We start from the raw sequence: 13,463 nt of genomic DNA on the forward strand, positions 1-13,463 counted from the left end.
ACTCGGAAGTCCGTTCCAACTTGCAACCTTTATACATGAAGCTCGCTTAACAAGCGCTGCATATCGTCAGGAATGCTGCTTTGCAGTGAGATAGTCTGGCTTGTCACGGGGTGGACGAAACCCAGATGGGCGGCGTGCAACGCCTGTCTCGCAAAGCCCAACTCTCTCAGCAGCGAAGAGTGCCCCTGACGGGCGCGCCCATAGACCGGATCGCCGAGCAAAGGATGTCCGATCGACTCCATATGGACGCGGACCTGATGCGTCCGACCGGTCTCCAACCGGCATTCGATCAGCGCCGCCTTGCGTAACTTCGTCTCCAACGTCCAATGGGTTACAGCGCGGCGTGCATGGGGCGCGTTGACGATCGCCATCTTCTTGCGGTCGGTCGGCGCGCGCGCCAGCGGGGCGTCGACCGTGCCGCTCAGCCGCAGCGGCACGCCCGATACGATCGCCTTGTAGCGCCGGTCGATGCTGTGCGCCGCGAACTGGACCGCGAGACCTTCATGCGCCCGGTCGTGCTTGGCGGCGACGATCAGCCCCGACGTGTCCTTGTCGATCCGGTGGACAATGCCGGGCCGGGCGACGCCGCCGATCCCCGACAGCTGCCCCGCGCAGTGATGGAGCAGCGCGTTGACCAGCGTGCCGTCGAGATTGCCCGCCGCCGGGTGGACGACGAGGCCGGCCGGTTTGTCGACGACGATCAGATGCGCATCTTCATAGGCGACGACCAGCGCGATGTCCTCGGCCTGCGCCTCGGCGGGCACCGCGTCGGGTACGGTGACGACGAACAGCGATCCGGCGCTGGTCTTGGCGGAGGCCTCGCGGACCGGGCTGCCGTCGGCGCGGGCGACCGCGCCTGCGGCGATCAACGCCTTGACGCGTTCGCGCGACAGATCGGGAATCGCCGCGGTGAGCGCGCGATCCAGCCGCCAGCCGTCGGCATCCGCCGGCACGCAGGCATCGATATTGGAAAACCCCCGGATCATCCGCTAGCGGATGTGGCTATGGACGTGCGGATTGCAAGCGCTCTGATCGAGGCGATCCTGGCCGACGCGGCGCGCGCGCCGGGGCGCGAGGTGTGCGGATTGCTATTGGGGGAACCCTGCGACCCGGTTCGTGCCGAGCGACGTCGAAGCGCAGGTCCCGACCTATCCTCCGGGTCCCTCGACGTCGCGCGGGACGAACGGGTGGGGGCGGTGCGCGCCACCGCGAATGTCGCCGCCGATCCCGCGCGCAGCTTCGAGATCGACCCGACATCCCTGTTCGCCGCGATCCGCGCCGAGCGGGCCGGCGGCGCGCGCATCCTCGGCCATTATCATTCGCATCCCAATGGCTCGCCTCGGCCGTCGGCGCGCGACGCGGCGATGGCGGATCGACCCGGCCGGCTGTGGCTGATCGCGGCGGCCGGCGCGGTGCGGCTGTGGCGCGAGCGGCCGGGCGGGATCGTGCAAAACGCCTTTGAACCGGTGCGGCTCGTCGTCGATCCGCTGACAAGCGGTTGCGCTTGAGGGTTCGAATCGCCACAAGGGCGGCTGTTCAGGCGCGTGATGATAAGAGGACGGGGATATGGCGGCAGACGGCATCGAGTTTGCGAGCCTGCTCTGTTCGCGACTTTGCCACGACCTGCTCTCGCCGGTCGGCGCGCTCAACAATGGCATCGAGCTGCTCGCCGACGAGCATGATCCCGAGATGCGCGCACGCTGCCTCGATCTGCTTGCCGAAAGCGCGCGGGCGTCGGCGAACAAGCTTAAATTCTTCCGGCTCGCCTTCGGGGCGGCGGGCGGCTTCGGCGATTCGGTCGATACGCGCGAGGTGCGCGCGGCGATCGAGGGGCTGTTTGGCGGCGATCGGCGGATCCAGGTCGGCTGGATGGTCGGCGATGCGACGCTCGGCAAGGCCGCGATCAAGATCCTGCTCAACCTCGCGCTGATCGGCGGCGACGCGCTGGTCCGCGGCGGCCGGCTCGACGTCGGCGTCGAGAATGGCGCCAACTCGACCGAGATCGTGGTGCGCGCCGAAGGGCCGCGGATCGTGCTCGACCCCGAATTGCGCACCGCCCTGACCGGCGGCACCGCGCAGGACGCGCTGACCCCGCGCGCCTCGGCCGCGTGGCTGATCTGGCACGTCGCCAATGAGCGCGGCGGCAGCGTGATGATCTCCGAGCCGGAGGACGGCGTGCTCCTCCTCGGCGCGGCGCTGCCAACGACCGGCTGAGGCGGAGGCCTGTTCGGTCGCCCGGCGGGGGCCGGCTTAGCCCGGAGCGTGGGGCGAGCGCGGCGTCAGGAGAGCGCGCTGACGCCTGGGACCCGGCTTCCGTTGGGAAAGCGAGCGCCATCAACGCCACAAACGGCTTCTTAACCAAATCTGCCCGATAGCGTCCCGGTACAGTATTGGACCGGGACCGATGGACGAACTTCTGGGGGAATTCATCGCCGAGACGCGCGAGACGCTGGAGCCTTTGGCCAGCGAGATCGTCGCGTGGGAGCTTGCGCCCGACGACCGCGCGCGGTTGGACAGCATCTTCCGCTTCGTCCACACCGTGAAGGGCAGCTGCGGCTTCCTCGACCTGCCGCGGCTCGAGCGGCTCAGCCACGCCGCCGAAGGTGCGCTCGCCGAGGTTCGCGAGGGCTCGCGCCGGCCTGACAAGGCGCTGGTCAGCGGGGTGCTCTGCATCATCGACCGGATCGGTGAACTGGTCGAGGCGCTCGCCGCGGGCGAGCCCTACCCCGAAGGCGGCGACGATGCGCTGATCCTCGCGCTGGAGCCCGGAAACGATCCCGACGAGGCGGCACCGGCATCGGCGCATGCCCAGCCCCAACCGCAAGCGGGGCCGCGTGCGCCCGCGCGCAGCATCCGCCTGCCCGTCGAACTGCTCGACCGGATGATGGCGGGAGTCTCCGACATGGTGCTCGCGCGCAACGAACTGTCGCGACGGCTGCGCGATCGCGGTAACGACGGCAGCATCGACGCCGCGTTCGAGCGCTTGTCGACCTGCGTCGCAGAGATGCGCGAATCGATCACGCGGACCCGCATGCAGCGGATCGACGGGCTGTTCTCGGCGCTGCCGCGGATGGTCCGCGATCTCTCGGCCGATCTTGCCAAGCAGGTGCTGCTGGCCGTCGACGGCGGCGACGTCGAACTCGACCGCGAGATGATCGAGATGATCCGCGATCCGCTCACCCACATCGTCCGCAACGCGATCGATCATGGCATCGAGCTGCCCGCGGAGCGTCAGGCCGCGGGCAAGCCGGCGTCGGGCACGCTGCGCGTGCTGGCGCGTCAGTCGGGCAACCAGATCCTGATCGAAGTCGCCGACGACGGCGGCGGCATCGACGACGAGCGGCTGGTCCAGAAGGCGATCGGCGCCGGGCTGATCGCCCGCGAGCGCGCCGCGACGATGACACGGACCGAACGGCTCGAGCTGATCTTCTCGGCCGGGCTGTCGACCGCGACGGCGGTCACCGCGATCTCGGGTCGCGGCGTCGGCATGGACGTCGTGCGCGCCAATGTCGAACGCATCGGCGGCACCGTCGACATCGACACCCAGCCCGGTCGTGGCTGCCGGCTGACGCTGCGTGTGCCGATGACGCTGACGATCATCCCGGCACTGACCTTTTCGGTCGGCGCCGAGCTGTTCGCGATCCCGCGCGGTGCGATCGACGAGATCGTCCGCGCCAGCGGCGGTTCGGTGGTGGTCGAGCGCGTCGGCAATTCACCGGTCGCGCGGATCCGCGGCGAGCGCGTGCCGGTCGTGGCGCTCGACGCGCTGCTCGGCATCGACAGCTATATCGATCCGGCGCGGGCGATCCTCGTCGTGGTGCGCGCCTCGAGCGGCGAGCGCTATGCGCTGCTCGTCGACAGCGTGCAGGATCACGAGGAGCTGGTGGTCAAGCCCGCCGCGCCCGCGATCATGGCGACGGGAATCTATGCCGGCACGACGCTGCCTGACAATGGCCGGCCGATGCTGCTGATCAATCCTGCCGGCGTCGCGCACATCGCCGGGGTCCAGGCGCCCGACGCCTCTATGTCTGCCAAGTCCGATGTTCCCGAGGCGGTGATCGAGACGATACCGACCTTGCTGTTCCGCGCGGTCGACGGCGCGGTCCGGGCGATCCGGCTCGGCCTGGTCGAGCGGATCGAGGACGTCCCGTCGACCGCGGTCGCGAATGTCGGCGGGCGGTTGCGGCTGTCGCACGACGGCCGCATCGTGCCATTGTTCGGCTGCGAGGCGGTCGTGCCCGATAAATATGACTGCGTCCGCGTGCTGCTGCTCGGCGACGGATCGAGCGAGATCGCCTACGCCATCCGTGAGGTCGTCGACATCCACGCGCTGTCGCCCGACTGCCTGCCGGCCTCGACGCCGGGACCGATCGCGGGGGTGCTGCTGGTCGGTGAGATGCAGGTCGAGCTGATCGACTGTTTCTGGCTGTTCGCGCAGGCCGGCGCGGGGCTCGGTGCGGCCGAACGCCCGCTGTGCCTGTTCGACCGCGACGATCCGTGGATGCGCGACGTGCTGCGGCCGATCGTCGAGCAGGCCGGATACCGCGTCGCCTATAGCGGCGATCCCGACGACCAGGCCGCCGCGGTGATGATCCTGTCGGCCGAGCGCGAGAGCGGCCCGCCCGTATCGCACGCGCCCGTCATCCGGCTGCGGGCCACCGCGGACGAGGATCATGCCGCCTCGGGCAGCGTCTATCGCTATGATCGCAGCGGGCTGATCGCCGCGCTCGTCGCCGCGCAGGGGGGGCGCTGAGATGGACTCGCTCAAACTCATCGCGCGCATCGCCGACCAAGAGGTCGCGATCGCCACCAGCCTTATCGAATCGGTCGTCGAGGTCGAGGCGATCACCCGCGTCCCGCTCGCCGCGCCGCACATCGCGGGGCTCGCGGCGCTGCGCAGTCGGGTGTTGACGATCATCGACACCTATGCCGCGCTCGAGATCGGCCACTCGCCGCGCGAGGGCATATTGCAGGCGGTGGTGGTGACGATCGACCACCATCTCTACGGCCTGCTCGTCGACGAGGTGGTCGATGTCGCCGCGATCGCCAGCGAGCCCGATCTGCTCCACGCCGGCCTGTCGCGCGGCTGGGCGCACGCCGCGCTCGGTCTGGTCGAGCATAATGGCAAGGCGCTGCTCGAACTCGATCCCGCGCGGATCGTGGCCGGGCCCGCGGTGCTCGCCGCCTGAGCCGTTAACGTCGTGCTTACCCCGCCATGGCTATGGCGGTCTCACCATCGTGTTGCATCGAGGAAGAGATGATGAAGACGTGTCTGGTTGTCGATGACTCGAAGGTGATCCGGAAGGTCGCTCGGCATATCCTCGAGACGCTCGATTTCACCGTTTCCGAAGCCGGCGACGGGCAGGAGGCGCTCGACGCCTGCCGCGTCGGCACGCCCGACGTGGTGCTGCTCGACTGGAACATGCCGGTGATGAGCGGGATCGAATTTCTGCGCGCGCTTGGCCAGGAAGCGCTCCCGCAGCGCCCCAAGGTGATCTTCTGCACCACCGAGAACGGCATCGCGCACATCCGCGCCGCGATCGACGCGGGCGCCGACGAATATGTCATGAAGCCCTTCGACCGCGAGACGCTGCAGAGCAAGTTCGAGCTGGTCGGCGTCGCCTGATACGCGCCCGATGCCCGTCCACCAGAGTTACGGACGGAAGCTCGAGACCCGCCCGATCCGGCTGATGATCGTCGACGATTCGATCGTCGCACGGTCGGTCTTCCAGACGATCCTCTCGCCGCTTCCCGACTTCGAGATCGTCGCCACCGCGAGCAGCGCCGCGCAGGCACTGGCGCGGCTTGATGCGACCACGGTCGACATCGTGCTGCTCGACCTCGCCATGCCCGGCATGGACGGCTTCGCCGCGCTACCCGAGATTCTCAAGCGCGGGCGCGGTGCGCGCGTGCTGATCGTCTCGGCGTCGGCGGGCGTGGGCGCCGAGGCATGCGTGCGCGCGATGACGCTGGGTGCGGCGGACACGCTGGAAAAGCCCGTCGCCGGGGGCTTCGCCGATCACTTCCGCCTCGATCTGGTCGACAAGCTGCGCCGCATCGGTGGCGACAGCCGCGTGCCGGACCGCGCCGTCGTCCGCGAGGTCGCACCCGCCGCGCGACCCGAGCTCGACCTGCCGGCGATGCGCCAGCCGGTACCGGGCGTCATCGACTGCCTGGCGATCGGTGCCTCGACCGGCGGTTTGCACGCGCTGTCGGCGCTGTTCGCGGCGCTGCCGCCGAGCTGCGACATGCCGATCCTGGTAACGCAGCATCTGCCGGCGTCGTTCATGCCCTATTTCGCCGATCAGATGAGCACGATCACCGGCCGTCCCGCAACCGTCGCGCGCGAAGGAATGAGCCTTTTGCCTGGTCAATTGCTGATCGCGCCCGGCGACGCGCACATCACCGTCGGCATGATCGGCGGTTGCCCGCGGATCCTGCTCAATCGCGATCCGGCGCCGTCGGCCTGCATGCCGTCGGTCGATCCGATGCTGGCCTCGGTGGCGCAGGTCTATGCCGAGCGCGCCTTCGCGGTCGTGCTGAGCGGCATGGGCCGCGACGGCATGATCGGCGCGCGGGCGCTGGTCGAGGCGGGCGGCGAGGTCGCGGTGCAGAACCGCGCGACGTCGGTGGTCTGGGGAATGCCCGGCAGCGTCGCCAAGGCCGGGCTTGCCGCCACCATCGCGTCGCCCGCGCAGATTGCCGCGCGCATCGTCGAGCGGGTGGAGGGGCGCGCCGCGCGTCTGGCGCCGTGGAGATAAGCGACGGCGCGGTGCGCGTCCTCGCCGGTCTGCTCACCGCGCGCACCGGGCAGCAGCTGTCGGTCGGCCGCCGCTGGCGGATCGAGACCGCGCTGCGGCCGCTGCTGCTCCAGCATGAGATCGCGACGCTCGACACGCTCGTCGGCCGCATCGTCTCGGGCGCCGAGCCCGTACTGGCCGACGCGGCGATCGAGGCGTTGCTCAATCACGAGACCTTCTTCTTCCGCGATCTCGCCGCCTTCCGGCAGTTCGAGACGCTCGGGCTGCAGCGGCTTCATACCGCGCGCGCGGACACCAAGCGCTTGCGGATCTGGTCGGCGGGATGCTCGACCGGCCAGGAGGCCTATACGCTGGCGATGATCTTCGCCAATCGGCCGGACCATTGGGCCGACTGGTCGATCGAGATCGTCGCGACCGATCTTTCGCCGACCGCGGTCGCGCGGGCGCGCGCCGGTCGCTATTCGCAGTTCGAGATCCAGCGCGGGCTGCCGGTGGCGCAGATGCTCCGCTGTTTCGATCAGCAGGGCGACGAGTGGCAGGTGTCGAGCGGCTTGCGCGACAAGGTGCGGTTCCGCGTCCACAATCTGCTCGGCGTGCCGCCGGCGGGGCTGTTCGATGCGGTGCTGTGCCGCAACGTCCTGCTCTATTTCTCGGCCGACGTCCGCGGGCTGGTGTTCGGCCGGATCGCGAGCGCGATGCCCGACGACGGGCTGCTGATGCTCGGCGCGGGCGAGACCGTGATCGGCCAGACCGACCGCTTCGTCTCCGATTATGAATGCCGCGGCTGCTACCGCAAGCGCCGCGACGGCAGCGGTCCGATCGCCAGCCAGGGCAGCACGCTGCGCTGACGGCTTGACGGCGCCGGCCCAGGGGGCGAGGCAGGGTCATGGCTGCCATGATCGATTGCCCCTCGCCCAATTTCGACGAGCGCACGCTGCCCGTCTCGATGGTCGTGCTCCACTATACCGGCATGCAGGATGCACAGTCCGCCTTCCGTAGGCTGACCGATCCCGAGGCCAAGGTCTCGGCGCATTATATGATCGCCGAGGACGGGCAGGTGATCTGCCTGGTCGAGGAGGACAAGCGGGCGTGGCATGCCGGGCGCAGCTATTGGCGCGGGCTCACCGACATCAACTCGGCGAGCATCGGCATCGAGCTGGTCAATCCCGGACATGAGTTCGGCTATCGGCCGTTCGCCGAGGAGCAGATGGCGGCGCTGATCACGCTGATGATGGGCATCGTGCCGCGCTACGGCATCACCCGCGGCAACATCGTCGGCCATTCGGACATCGCGCCGTCGCGCAAGGAGGATCCGGGCGAGCTGTTCGACTGGGAGCGGCTGGCCAAGCTTCGGCTCGCGCTGCCGCGCCCCGAGGAATATCTGACCGACCCGCATTGGACCGATGCCGGCTTCCTGCTCGCGCTCGAACGCTTCGGCTACGACATCGTCGACCAGGAGGCCGCGGTCCGTGCCTTCCAGCGCCGTTTTCGACCCGCCAATCTGGATGCGGTGATCGACGGCCAGTGCCGCGCGATCCTGCTCTCGCTGCTGACCGGCGGCGACAAGGGCGCGGCATTGCGGGCGGGGGCGGGGTGAGCATCCTCCGTTCGTCAGCACGAACGGGTTTTGGCTTTCTTCGTCGCGCCCCTTCCGCTAACGCCCCTCGCGTCAGAGGGTCGGGCGGCCGCGGCCTCGCGCAAGCGGGGGCGAGGAAAGTCCGGGCTCCACGGAAAGTACGGTGCCGGGTAACGCCCGGCGGGGGCGACCCCAGGGACAGTGCCACAGAAAACAAACCGCCCTGCAACCAGGTCTCTGGGGCCAGGGTAAGGGCGAAACGGTGCGGTAAGAGCGCACCGCGCCCCTGGTAACAGGGGCGGCACGGCAAACCCCACCGGGAGCAAAACCGAATAGGGATCGCACGAACCTTCGGGTTCAGGGGCCGCTTCCGCCTCGCGATCCGGGTTGGTTGCTGGAGGCGGCGAGCGATCGCCGTCCTAGAGGAATGGTCGCCCATCCCCGGATTTCGGTCCGGGGTGGACAGAACCCGGCTTACAGACCCTCTGGCATTTTCCCCCTTTGGCTTTTGCGGACTCATGCCCTAGCAGGGGCGGCGATGCTCGAAAGCCCGACGCCGGACCGCAACGCCACCGTCCTGCTGCTGCTGGCGATCGCCGGTTGCGTCGACGTCGTCGGCCTCGGCGAGACCAGCCGCTATTTCGTCTCCTATATGAGCGGCAATACGACTCAGCTCGGCCAGCTGCTCGCCTATCACGACTATGCGGCCGCACTGATGCCGATCGGGCTTATCGCTTTGTTCGTCGGCGGCGCGACGCTGGGCACGCTGATCGTCGAGGCGGCAGGGGCGCGCGCGGCGGGCGCACTCCTGCTCGTCGAGGCGGCGCTGCTCGCGCTCGCCTATGCGGGTCTGGGCACGCTGCGGCCGATGCTGGGCGTGATCCTGCTGCCGGTGGCGATGGGGCTCGCCAACATCGTCACGCTGCACAATGGCGGCGCCAGCCCCGGCACCACCTATGCGACCGGCACGCTGGTCAAGCTCGGCGTCGCGCTCGCCGGGCTCGGGCGCGACGGCGGCGGGAGCCGCGCGCGCGACGTGCTGCGCTATGCGATCATGTGGCTCGCGCTGCTCGCCGGCGGGATGCTGGGCGCGATCGGCCAGCTGCGCTGGGGCGCCGCGGTGCTGCTCGTCCCGGTCGCAGCACTGGCGGTGCTCGGCCTCGTCGACCTTATGCTGACTGGCCGCAGGCGCGCCTGAAAAATATCCGCGCGCGCAGTCGCCTAATCCCCTGCCGCACCCTAGATGGGGCAGGATGACGAGACGGCAGACGCGATCCGACGACTGGGGCTTTCCCCGCTGGCGCAGCTACGGCAGCGAGACCGCGGCGGCGCGCGTGCGGCTGTGCGACCGCCACGGCTGCGACAAGCCCGGCGACCGGCCAGCCCCCAAATCGCCCAACAGCCCCGAACGCTGGTATTTCTGCGAAGAGCATGCCGGCGAGTACAATCGCAATTGGGACTATTTCCAGGGCCTGTCCGCCGAGGAGGCCGTCGCGCGCGAAGCAGACGAGCGGCGGACTTCGGCGGGCTACCGCGAATCGTCGCACAATGCCTGGGCGGGGCCCGGCGACGGCAGCCGCTCGCGCGACGAGATGCGCGCCTTCGACGCGCTCGAGCTCGAGAGCGATGCGACGATGGACGAAGCCAAGGCGGCGTGGCGCCGGCTCGCCAAAGCCAACCATCCCGACGTCAAGCCGGGCGACGCGGCGGCCGCCGAGCGCTTCCGCAAAGTCCAGGCGGCGTGGGAGGTGCTGCGCACCGCCGAGGAGCGGCGCCAGGGCATCGCATGAAGACGCTGGTCCGGTCGCATTGGTCGAAGACGGTGTTGGTGTGCGGCAAATGCTCGAAGAAGCTGGGCGGCGGGTTCGGTGAGAAGCGCGAGACGTCGCTGGTCAAGCTGCTGCGCAAGTTCGGCGGCGGCAAGAAGCGCAAGGCGGCGTTCGGCGTGATCGAGACGAAATGCCTCGGCATCTGCCCCAAGGGCGCGGTGGTGACGGTCGATGCCGCGCATCCCGGGCAGTGGCAGCTGATCGAGGCGGGAACGCCCGAGGGGCAGGTGATCGAGCGGCTGGGGCTGTTGGTGGATTTAAGACCAGAAGACACCCGTTCGCACTGAGCGCAGGCGAGGTTCCAGGTCGGGCGCGGTGCGCTTGGCGCATGTCCTTCGAGTTCGCGCGGGACGAACGGGGTGGGGGCTTATTCGTCGCTCTCGGCGTCGGGCAGCGGATCGCGGCCCGAGATGCGGCGCGCCAGCGCGGCGGTCGCCGCATAGTCGCCGAAGTCGCCCGAGAGTTGGAGTACATGGTCGCTGCCCAGCGCACCCGCCGGGCTTGTCCCGAGCGGCTTGCCGTCGAGCGCGCAGGCGATCGTGCCGTCGGCCGGCGGCGCGATCGCGGTGACCGCAGCCGATGCCAGCGTCACCATCAGCGAGGGCTTACCCGCCATGTCGGGGATGGCGCGCGCGTCGAGGATGTCGGTCGGCTTGAGCGCGTGGCCGGCAACGACGAACGCGCCGGTCGGATAGGTCTTTGCCGGCGGCCTTGCCGCGGGCTTGGCGGCAACCGCGCTGCCGCCCAGCAGCAGCGCGGCGCCGAGCGCCAGGAGCAGGCGCTTCCGCACCATCACGCCGCGGCGTAGCGCGCCGCGGTGTCGCGGATCAGCGCGATCATGTTGGGGATGCCCTGCGTGCGGTTGGAGCTGAGCTGGTTCTTGAGATCGAACGGCGCGAGCGCGCCCTCGATGTCGGCGGCGGCGATTTCGGTCGCGGGCCGGTCCTGCACGGTCTTGAGCACCAGCGCGATGATGCCCTTGGTGATCGCCGCGTTCGAGTCGGCGAGGAAGTGCAGCCGGCCGTCCGCGGGATGCGTCGGATAGACCCACACCGAGGCCGAGCAGCCGCGGACCAGCGTCGCGTCGGTCTTGAGCGCCTCGGGCATCGGCTCGAGCTCGCGGCCGAGATCGATCAGCAGGCGGTAGCGATCGTCGGCGTCGAGAAATTCATATTCGTCGCGGACGGCGTCGAGGGTGGTGGCCATGGAAGTGCGATTAGCAGGGGGGGCGGTTGGACGGAAGGGCGGAGCGTCCGACATCTGCCTGGCCTCCCTCCGCCTTCGTCATCCCGGACTTGATCCGGGATCCATAGACGCAGCGCTCCTCAGTCGAACGCGGCGTATATGGATTCCCGCCTTCGCGGGAATGACGGGGAGAGAGAGGCAAGGACGCCTAAAGATCGATCCCGGCCGCGATCGCTTCCAGCTTGCGGATGCGCTCGCGCAGGTCGGCGAGTTCGATGCGCGCGCCGGCGCTGGTGGGGCGGGGCAGGTCGGGCTCGCTGACCAGCGCATGGCGCTTGAGGTCGAGCCAGCCGCGCCAGCCGGCGAGGCTCGCGCTGGTCAGCATCGCCAGGCCGGCAAGGCCGGCGATCGAGACGGTGAGCAGCGGAAGGATGTCGGTCATCGCATCTCTCCTTGGGGCGGTGGGGTCGGCGCGGGCCGAGGTCGTGCCCTCAGGGCCGGTCGCGCAACGATTCGATCTCGCGGTCGAGCGACGTCGAATGGTCGGTGGCGATCCGCTCGAGCACCGCGATCCGCTCTTTCAGCGAGCGGACCTCGTCGCGCAGCTGGCGGGCCTCGGCGTCGTCGGACGGGCGGGGCGGCATCGCGTCGAAACGGGGGCGGACGTTTCGGCCGCCGATGCCGCAGCGATCGCGGTAGAGCCGCGTGGCCAGCACCATCCCGATGATGATGACGACCATCCATTCTCCGTGGTGCATCGCAGGTCTCCTTAAGCTCGGGGTGGCGCTCAGTTGAGCGGGCTATCGCGCAGCCGGTCGATCTCGTCGGCAAGATTGGTCGAGCGATCGGTGAGGATGCGCTCGAGCACGGCGACGCGCTGTTCGAGCCGCTCGGTCTTGGCGGCATATTGCGCGGCCTTCTCGGCGGTGGCGTCGGTCGAGGCCTGCGCCATCCGCTCCTTGGCGGCGATCCATGCCTCGAACGGGCGGCGGGCGAGGGCCACGATCGGGATCGAGACCGCGATGATGGGAACGAGGATGCCGATGTCCATGATGAATTCCCCTTAGTTTACCGGGCCGCGCAGCGTCTCGATCTCGCGGTCGAGACGGTAGGCGCCATCGGTAACGATGCGCTCGATCGTGACGAGCCTGTCCTTGACCGCACCGAGTTCGGCACGGAGTTGCGCATTCTCCTGCGTGACCAAGCGCACCCGCTCCTCCGCCACGTCGGACGAATGGGGATAGATCGGCTCGCCCCAGCGCGTGCCCAGCGGATAGCCGTTCTTGATCTTCATCCGGGTCACGATCACCCAGGCGGGGGCGATGAACATCGTCGGGAAGGCGACGAGCGGTACGATGAGATCGGCAACATTCGACATAGTCTGTCCCCTTATCGTCCCGCGTCTTTAGCGCAGGCTGTCGATCTCGTCGGCGAGGCGACGGTTGTGGCTGGTATAATAGACTTCGAGGTCGCTGAGGCGACGGTCGATGTCGCGAAAGCTCGAGCGGACGTCGCGGACGCTGTTGCCGGGTGTGACGCGCGCCTTCTGCCAGAAGCGCTGATCCTCGCGGCTCATGTCCTCGAACTCGAGCGGCTTGTCGGCGGCCAGCCAGTTGGTCACCCAATAGGCGATCAGCGTCCAGGGGAAGCCGCCGATCACGGTGAGCAGCACCGCGGCGACACGGACCATGGTGACGTCGAGCCCTGTATAATCGGCGATCCCGGAGCAGACGCCGAGCCATTTGGCGTTGCGCTTGTCGAGGTAGAATTTGGTGTAGCGAGCGGACATGGACGTTACTCCCTATGCGATTGCGGTCAGGCGCGGCCCTGCCAGTCGTCGGCGTCGCGGCCCATTCCGCGCGGTGTGCGCTCGCTGCGATCGGGGACGGAGGGGCGCCAATTGGGGTCGTCGGCGGCAACGATGCGTTCGATCGTGGCAAGCCGCTCATCGAGCCGGCGGGCGAGATCATGCAGGCCGTCGAGGAGGTTTTCGTCCTCCATCGAGAGGCCGCGGGCCCGCCGCCACTGGCTGATATAGTGGAGCCCGATCCAGGGGAGCCCGATGAAGAGCATCCCGCAGATCATGATCGGGAGGAAGACGTCCTCCATGGA

At 68.9% G+C, this 13,463-nt stretch carries 20 protein-coding genes and 1 other RNA gene; 12 read left to right on the forward strand and 9 right to left on the reverse strand.

Annotated features, from left to right (window positions below; translation table 11 throughout):
* Positions 1 to 29 precede the first annotated feature (29 nt).
* A complete protein-coding gene (locus tag Q0326_RS09280) occupies positions 30 to 986 on the reverse strand; it encodes an RluA family pseudouridine synthase (RefSeq protein ID WP_298689440.1) in 957 nt (318 codons plus the stop codon).
* Between the two features lie 18 nt (positions 987 to 1,004).
* Here Q0326_RS09280 and Q0326_RS09285 point away from each other — a divergent pair, with 18 nt between their 5' ends.
* From Q0326_RS09285 to Q0326_RS09340, 12 genes are all read left to right on the forward strand, one after another.
* Positions 1,005 to 1,508, forward strand: a complete 504-nt coding sequence (locus Q0326_RS09285) for a M67 family metallopeptidase (RefSeq protein WP_298689442.1) — start codon at positions 1,005 to 1,007, stop codon at positions 1,506 to 1,508.
* A gap of 58 nt (positions 1,509 to 1,566) precedes the next feature.
* Positions 1,567 to 2,214: a histidine phosphotransferase family protein gene (locus tag Q0326_RS09290; protein ID WP_298689444.1), complete on the forward strand. Its 648-nt coding sequence runs from the start codon at positions 1,567 to 1,569 to the stop codon at positions 2,212 to 2,214.
* 190 nt (positions 2,215 to 2,404) lie between these two features.
* On the forward strand, positions 2,405 to 4,753 hold the full coding sequence (locus Q0326_RS09295) for a chemotaxis protein CheA (protein WP_298689446.1): 2,349 nt from the start codon (positions 2,405 to 2,407) through the stop codon (positions 4,751 to 4,753).
* Between the two features lies 1 nt (position 4,754).
* On the forward strand, positions 4,755 to 5,189 hold the full coding sequence (locus Q0326_RS09300; protein ID WP_298689448.1) for a chemotaxis protein CheW: 435 nt from the start codon (positions 4,755 to 4,757) through the stop codon (positions 5,187 to 5,189).
* Between the two features lie 71 nt (positions 5,190 to 5,260).
* Positions 5,261 to 5,626: a response regulator gene (locus tag Q0326_RS09305; RefSeq protein WP_298689525.1), complete on the forward strand. Its 366-nt coding sequence runs from the start codon at positions 5,261 to 5,263 to the stop codon at positions 5,624 to 5,626.
* Positions 5,627 to 5,636: 10 nt separating this feature from the next.
* Entirely contained in the window at positions 5,637 to 6,761 is a 1,125-nt protein-coding gene (cheB, locus tag Q0326_RS09310) for a chemotaxis-specific protein-glutamate methyltransferase CheB (RefSeq protein ID WP_298689450.1), read from the forward strand.
* 11 nt (positions 6,762 to 6,772) lie between these two features.
* A complete protein-coding gene (locus Q0326_RS09315; RefSeq protein ID WP_298689452.1) occupies positions 6,773 to 7,609 on the forward strand; it encodes a protein-glutamate O-methyltransferase CheR in 837 nt (278 codons plus the stop codon).
* 38 nt (positions 7,610 to 7,647) lie between these two features.
* Complete coding sequence (locus tag Q0326_RS09320; protein WP_298689454.1) at positions 7,648 to 8,358, forward strand: N-acetylmuramoyl-L-alanine amidase; 711 nt, start codon at positions 7,648 to 7,650, stop codon at positions 8,356 to 8,358.
* Positions 8,359 to 8,430: 72 nt separating this feature from the next.
* An RNA gene (gene rnpB / locus Q0326_RS09325) (RNase P RNA component class A) lies at positions 8,431 to 8,830 on the forward strand.
* A gap of 45 nt (positions 8,831 to 8,875) precedes the next feature.
* A complete protein-coding gene (locus tag Q0326_RS09330; protein ID WP_298689457.1) occupies positions 8,876 to 9,535 on the forward strand; it encodes a YoaK family protein in 660 nt (219 codons plus the stop codon).
* A 55-nt stretch (positions 9,536 to 9,590) separates the two neighbouring features.
* Positions 9,591 to 10,127 carry a J domain-containing protein gene (locus Q0326_RS09335; protein WP_298689458.1) on the forward strand — a complete coding sequence of 179 codons (537 nt, stop codon included), beginning with the start codon at positions 9,591 to 9,593 and terminating at the stop codon, positions 10,125 to 10,127.
* On the forward strand, positions 10,124 to 10,453 hold the full coding sequence (locus tag Q0326_RS09340; protein ID WP_298689460.1) for a (2Fe-2S) ferredoxin domain-containing protein: 330 nt from the start codon (positions 10,124 to 10,126) through the stop codon (positions 10,451 to 10,453). The genes Q0326_RS09335 and Q0326_RS09340 overlap by 4 nt, the downstream gene beginning before the upstream one ends.
* An 80-nt stretch (positions 10,454 to 10,533) precedes the next feature.
* On the opposite strand, the gene Q0326_RS09345 is transcribed toward Q0326_RS09340, so the two are convergent.
* The 8 genes from Q0326_RS09345 to pspB form a co-directional block, all read right to left on the reverse strand.
* Complete coding sequence (locus Q0326_RS09345; protein ID WP_298689462.1) at positions 10,534 to 10,959, reverse strand: hypothetical protein; 426 nt, start codon at positions 10,957 to 10,959, stop codon at positions 10,534 to 10,536.
* A complete protein-coding gene (locus tag Q0326_RS09350; RefSeq protein ID WP_298689464.1) occupies positions 10,959 to 11,372 on the reverse strand; it encodes a SufE family protein in 414 nt (137 codons plus the stop codon). The genes Q0326_RS09345 and Q0326_RS09350 overlap by 1 nt, the downstream gene beginning before the upstream one ends.
* A 187-nt stretch (positions 11,373 to 11,559) precedes the next feature.
* Positions 11,560 to 11,793 (reverse strand): hypothetical protein, encoded by a 234-nt coding sequence (locus tag Q0326_RS09355; protein ID WP_298689466.1) that lies wholly within the window; start codon positions 11,791 to 11,793, stop codon positions 11,560 to 11,562.
* A gap of 49 nt (positions 11,794 to 11,842) precedes the next feature.
* On the reverse strand, positions 11,843 to 12,109 hold the full coding sequence (locus Q0326_RS09360) for a hypothetical protein (RefSeq protein WP_298689468.1): 267 nt from the start codon (positions 12,107 to 12,109) through the stop codon (positions 11,843 to 11,845).
* A gap of 29 nt (positions 12,110 to 12,138) precedes the next feature.
* The gene (locus Q0326_RS09365) at positions 12,139 to 12,402 is read right to left on the reverse strand and encodes a hypothetical protein (RefSeq protein WP_298689470.1); all 264 of its coding nucleotides are present in this window, start codon (positions 12,400 to 12,402) and stop codon (positions 12,139 to 12,141) included.
* A gap of 12 nt (positions 12,403 to 12,414) precedes the next feature.
* Positions 12,415 to 12,729, reverse strand: a complete 315-nt coding sequence (locus tag Q0326_RS09370) for a hypothetical protein (RefSeq protein WP_298689472.1) — start codon at positions 12,727 to 12,729, stop codon at positions 12,415 to 12,417.
* A 27-nt stretch (positions 12,730 to 12,756) separates the two neighbouring features.
* Positions 12,757 to 13,140, reverse strand: coding sequence for an envelope stress response membrane protein PspC (gene pspC / locus Q0326_RS09375; protein ID WP_298689474.1), 384 nt, complete (start codon positions 13,138 to 13,140; stop codon positions 12,757 to 12,759).
* 26 nt (positions 13,141 to 13,166) lie between these two features.
* Positions 13,167 to 13,460: an envelope stress response membrane protein PspB gene (pspB, locus tag Q0326_RS09380; protein ID WP_298689476.1), complete on the reverse strand. Its 294-nt coding sequence runs from the start codon at positions 13,458 to 13,460 to the stop codon at positions 13,167 to 13,169.
* Positions 13,461 to 13,463 lie beyond the last annotated feature (3 nt).

Source organism: uncultured Sphingomonas sp. (genome assembly GCF_937859915.1).
Lineage (GTDB): Bacteria > Pseudomonadota > Alphaproteobacteria > Sphingomonadales > Sphingomonadaceae > Solisphingomonas.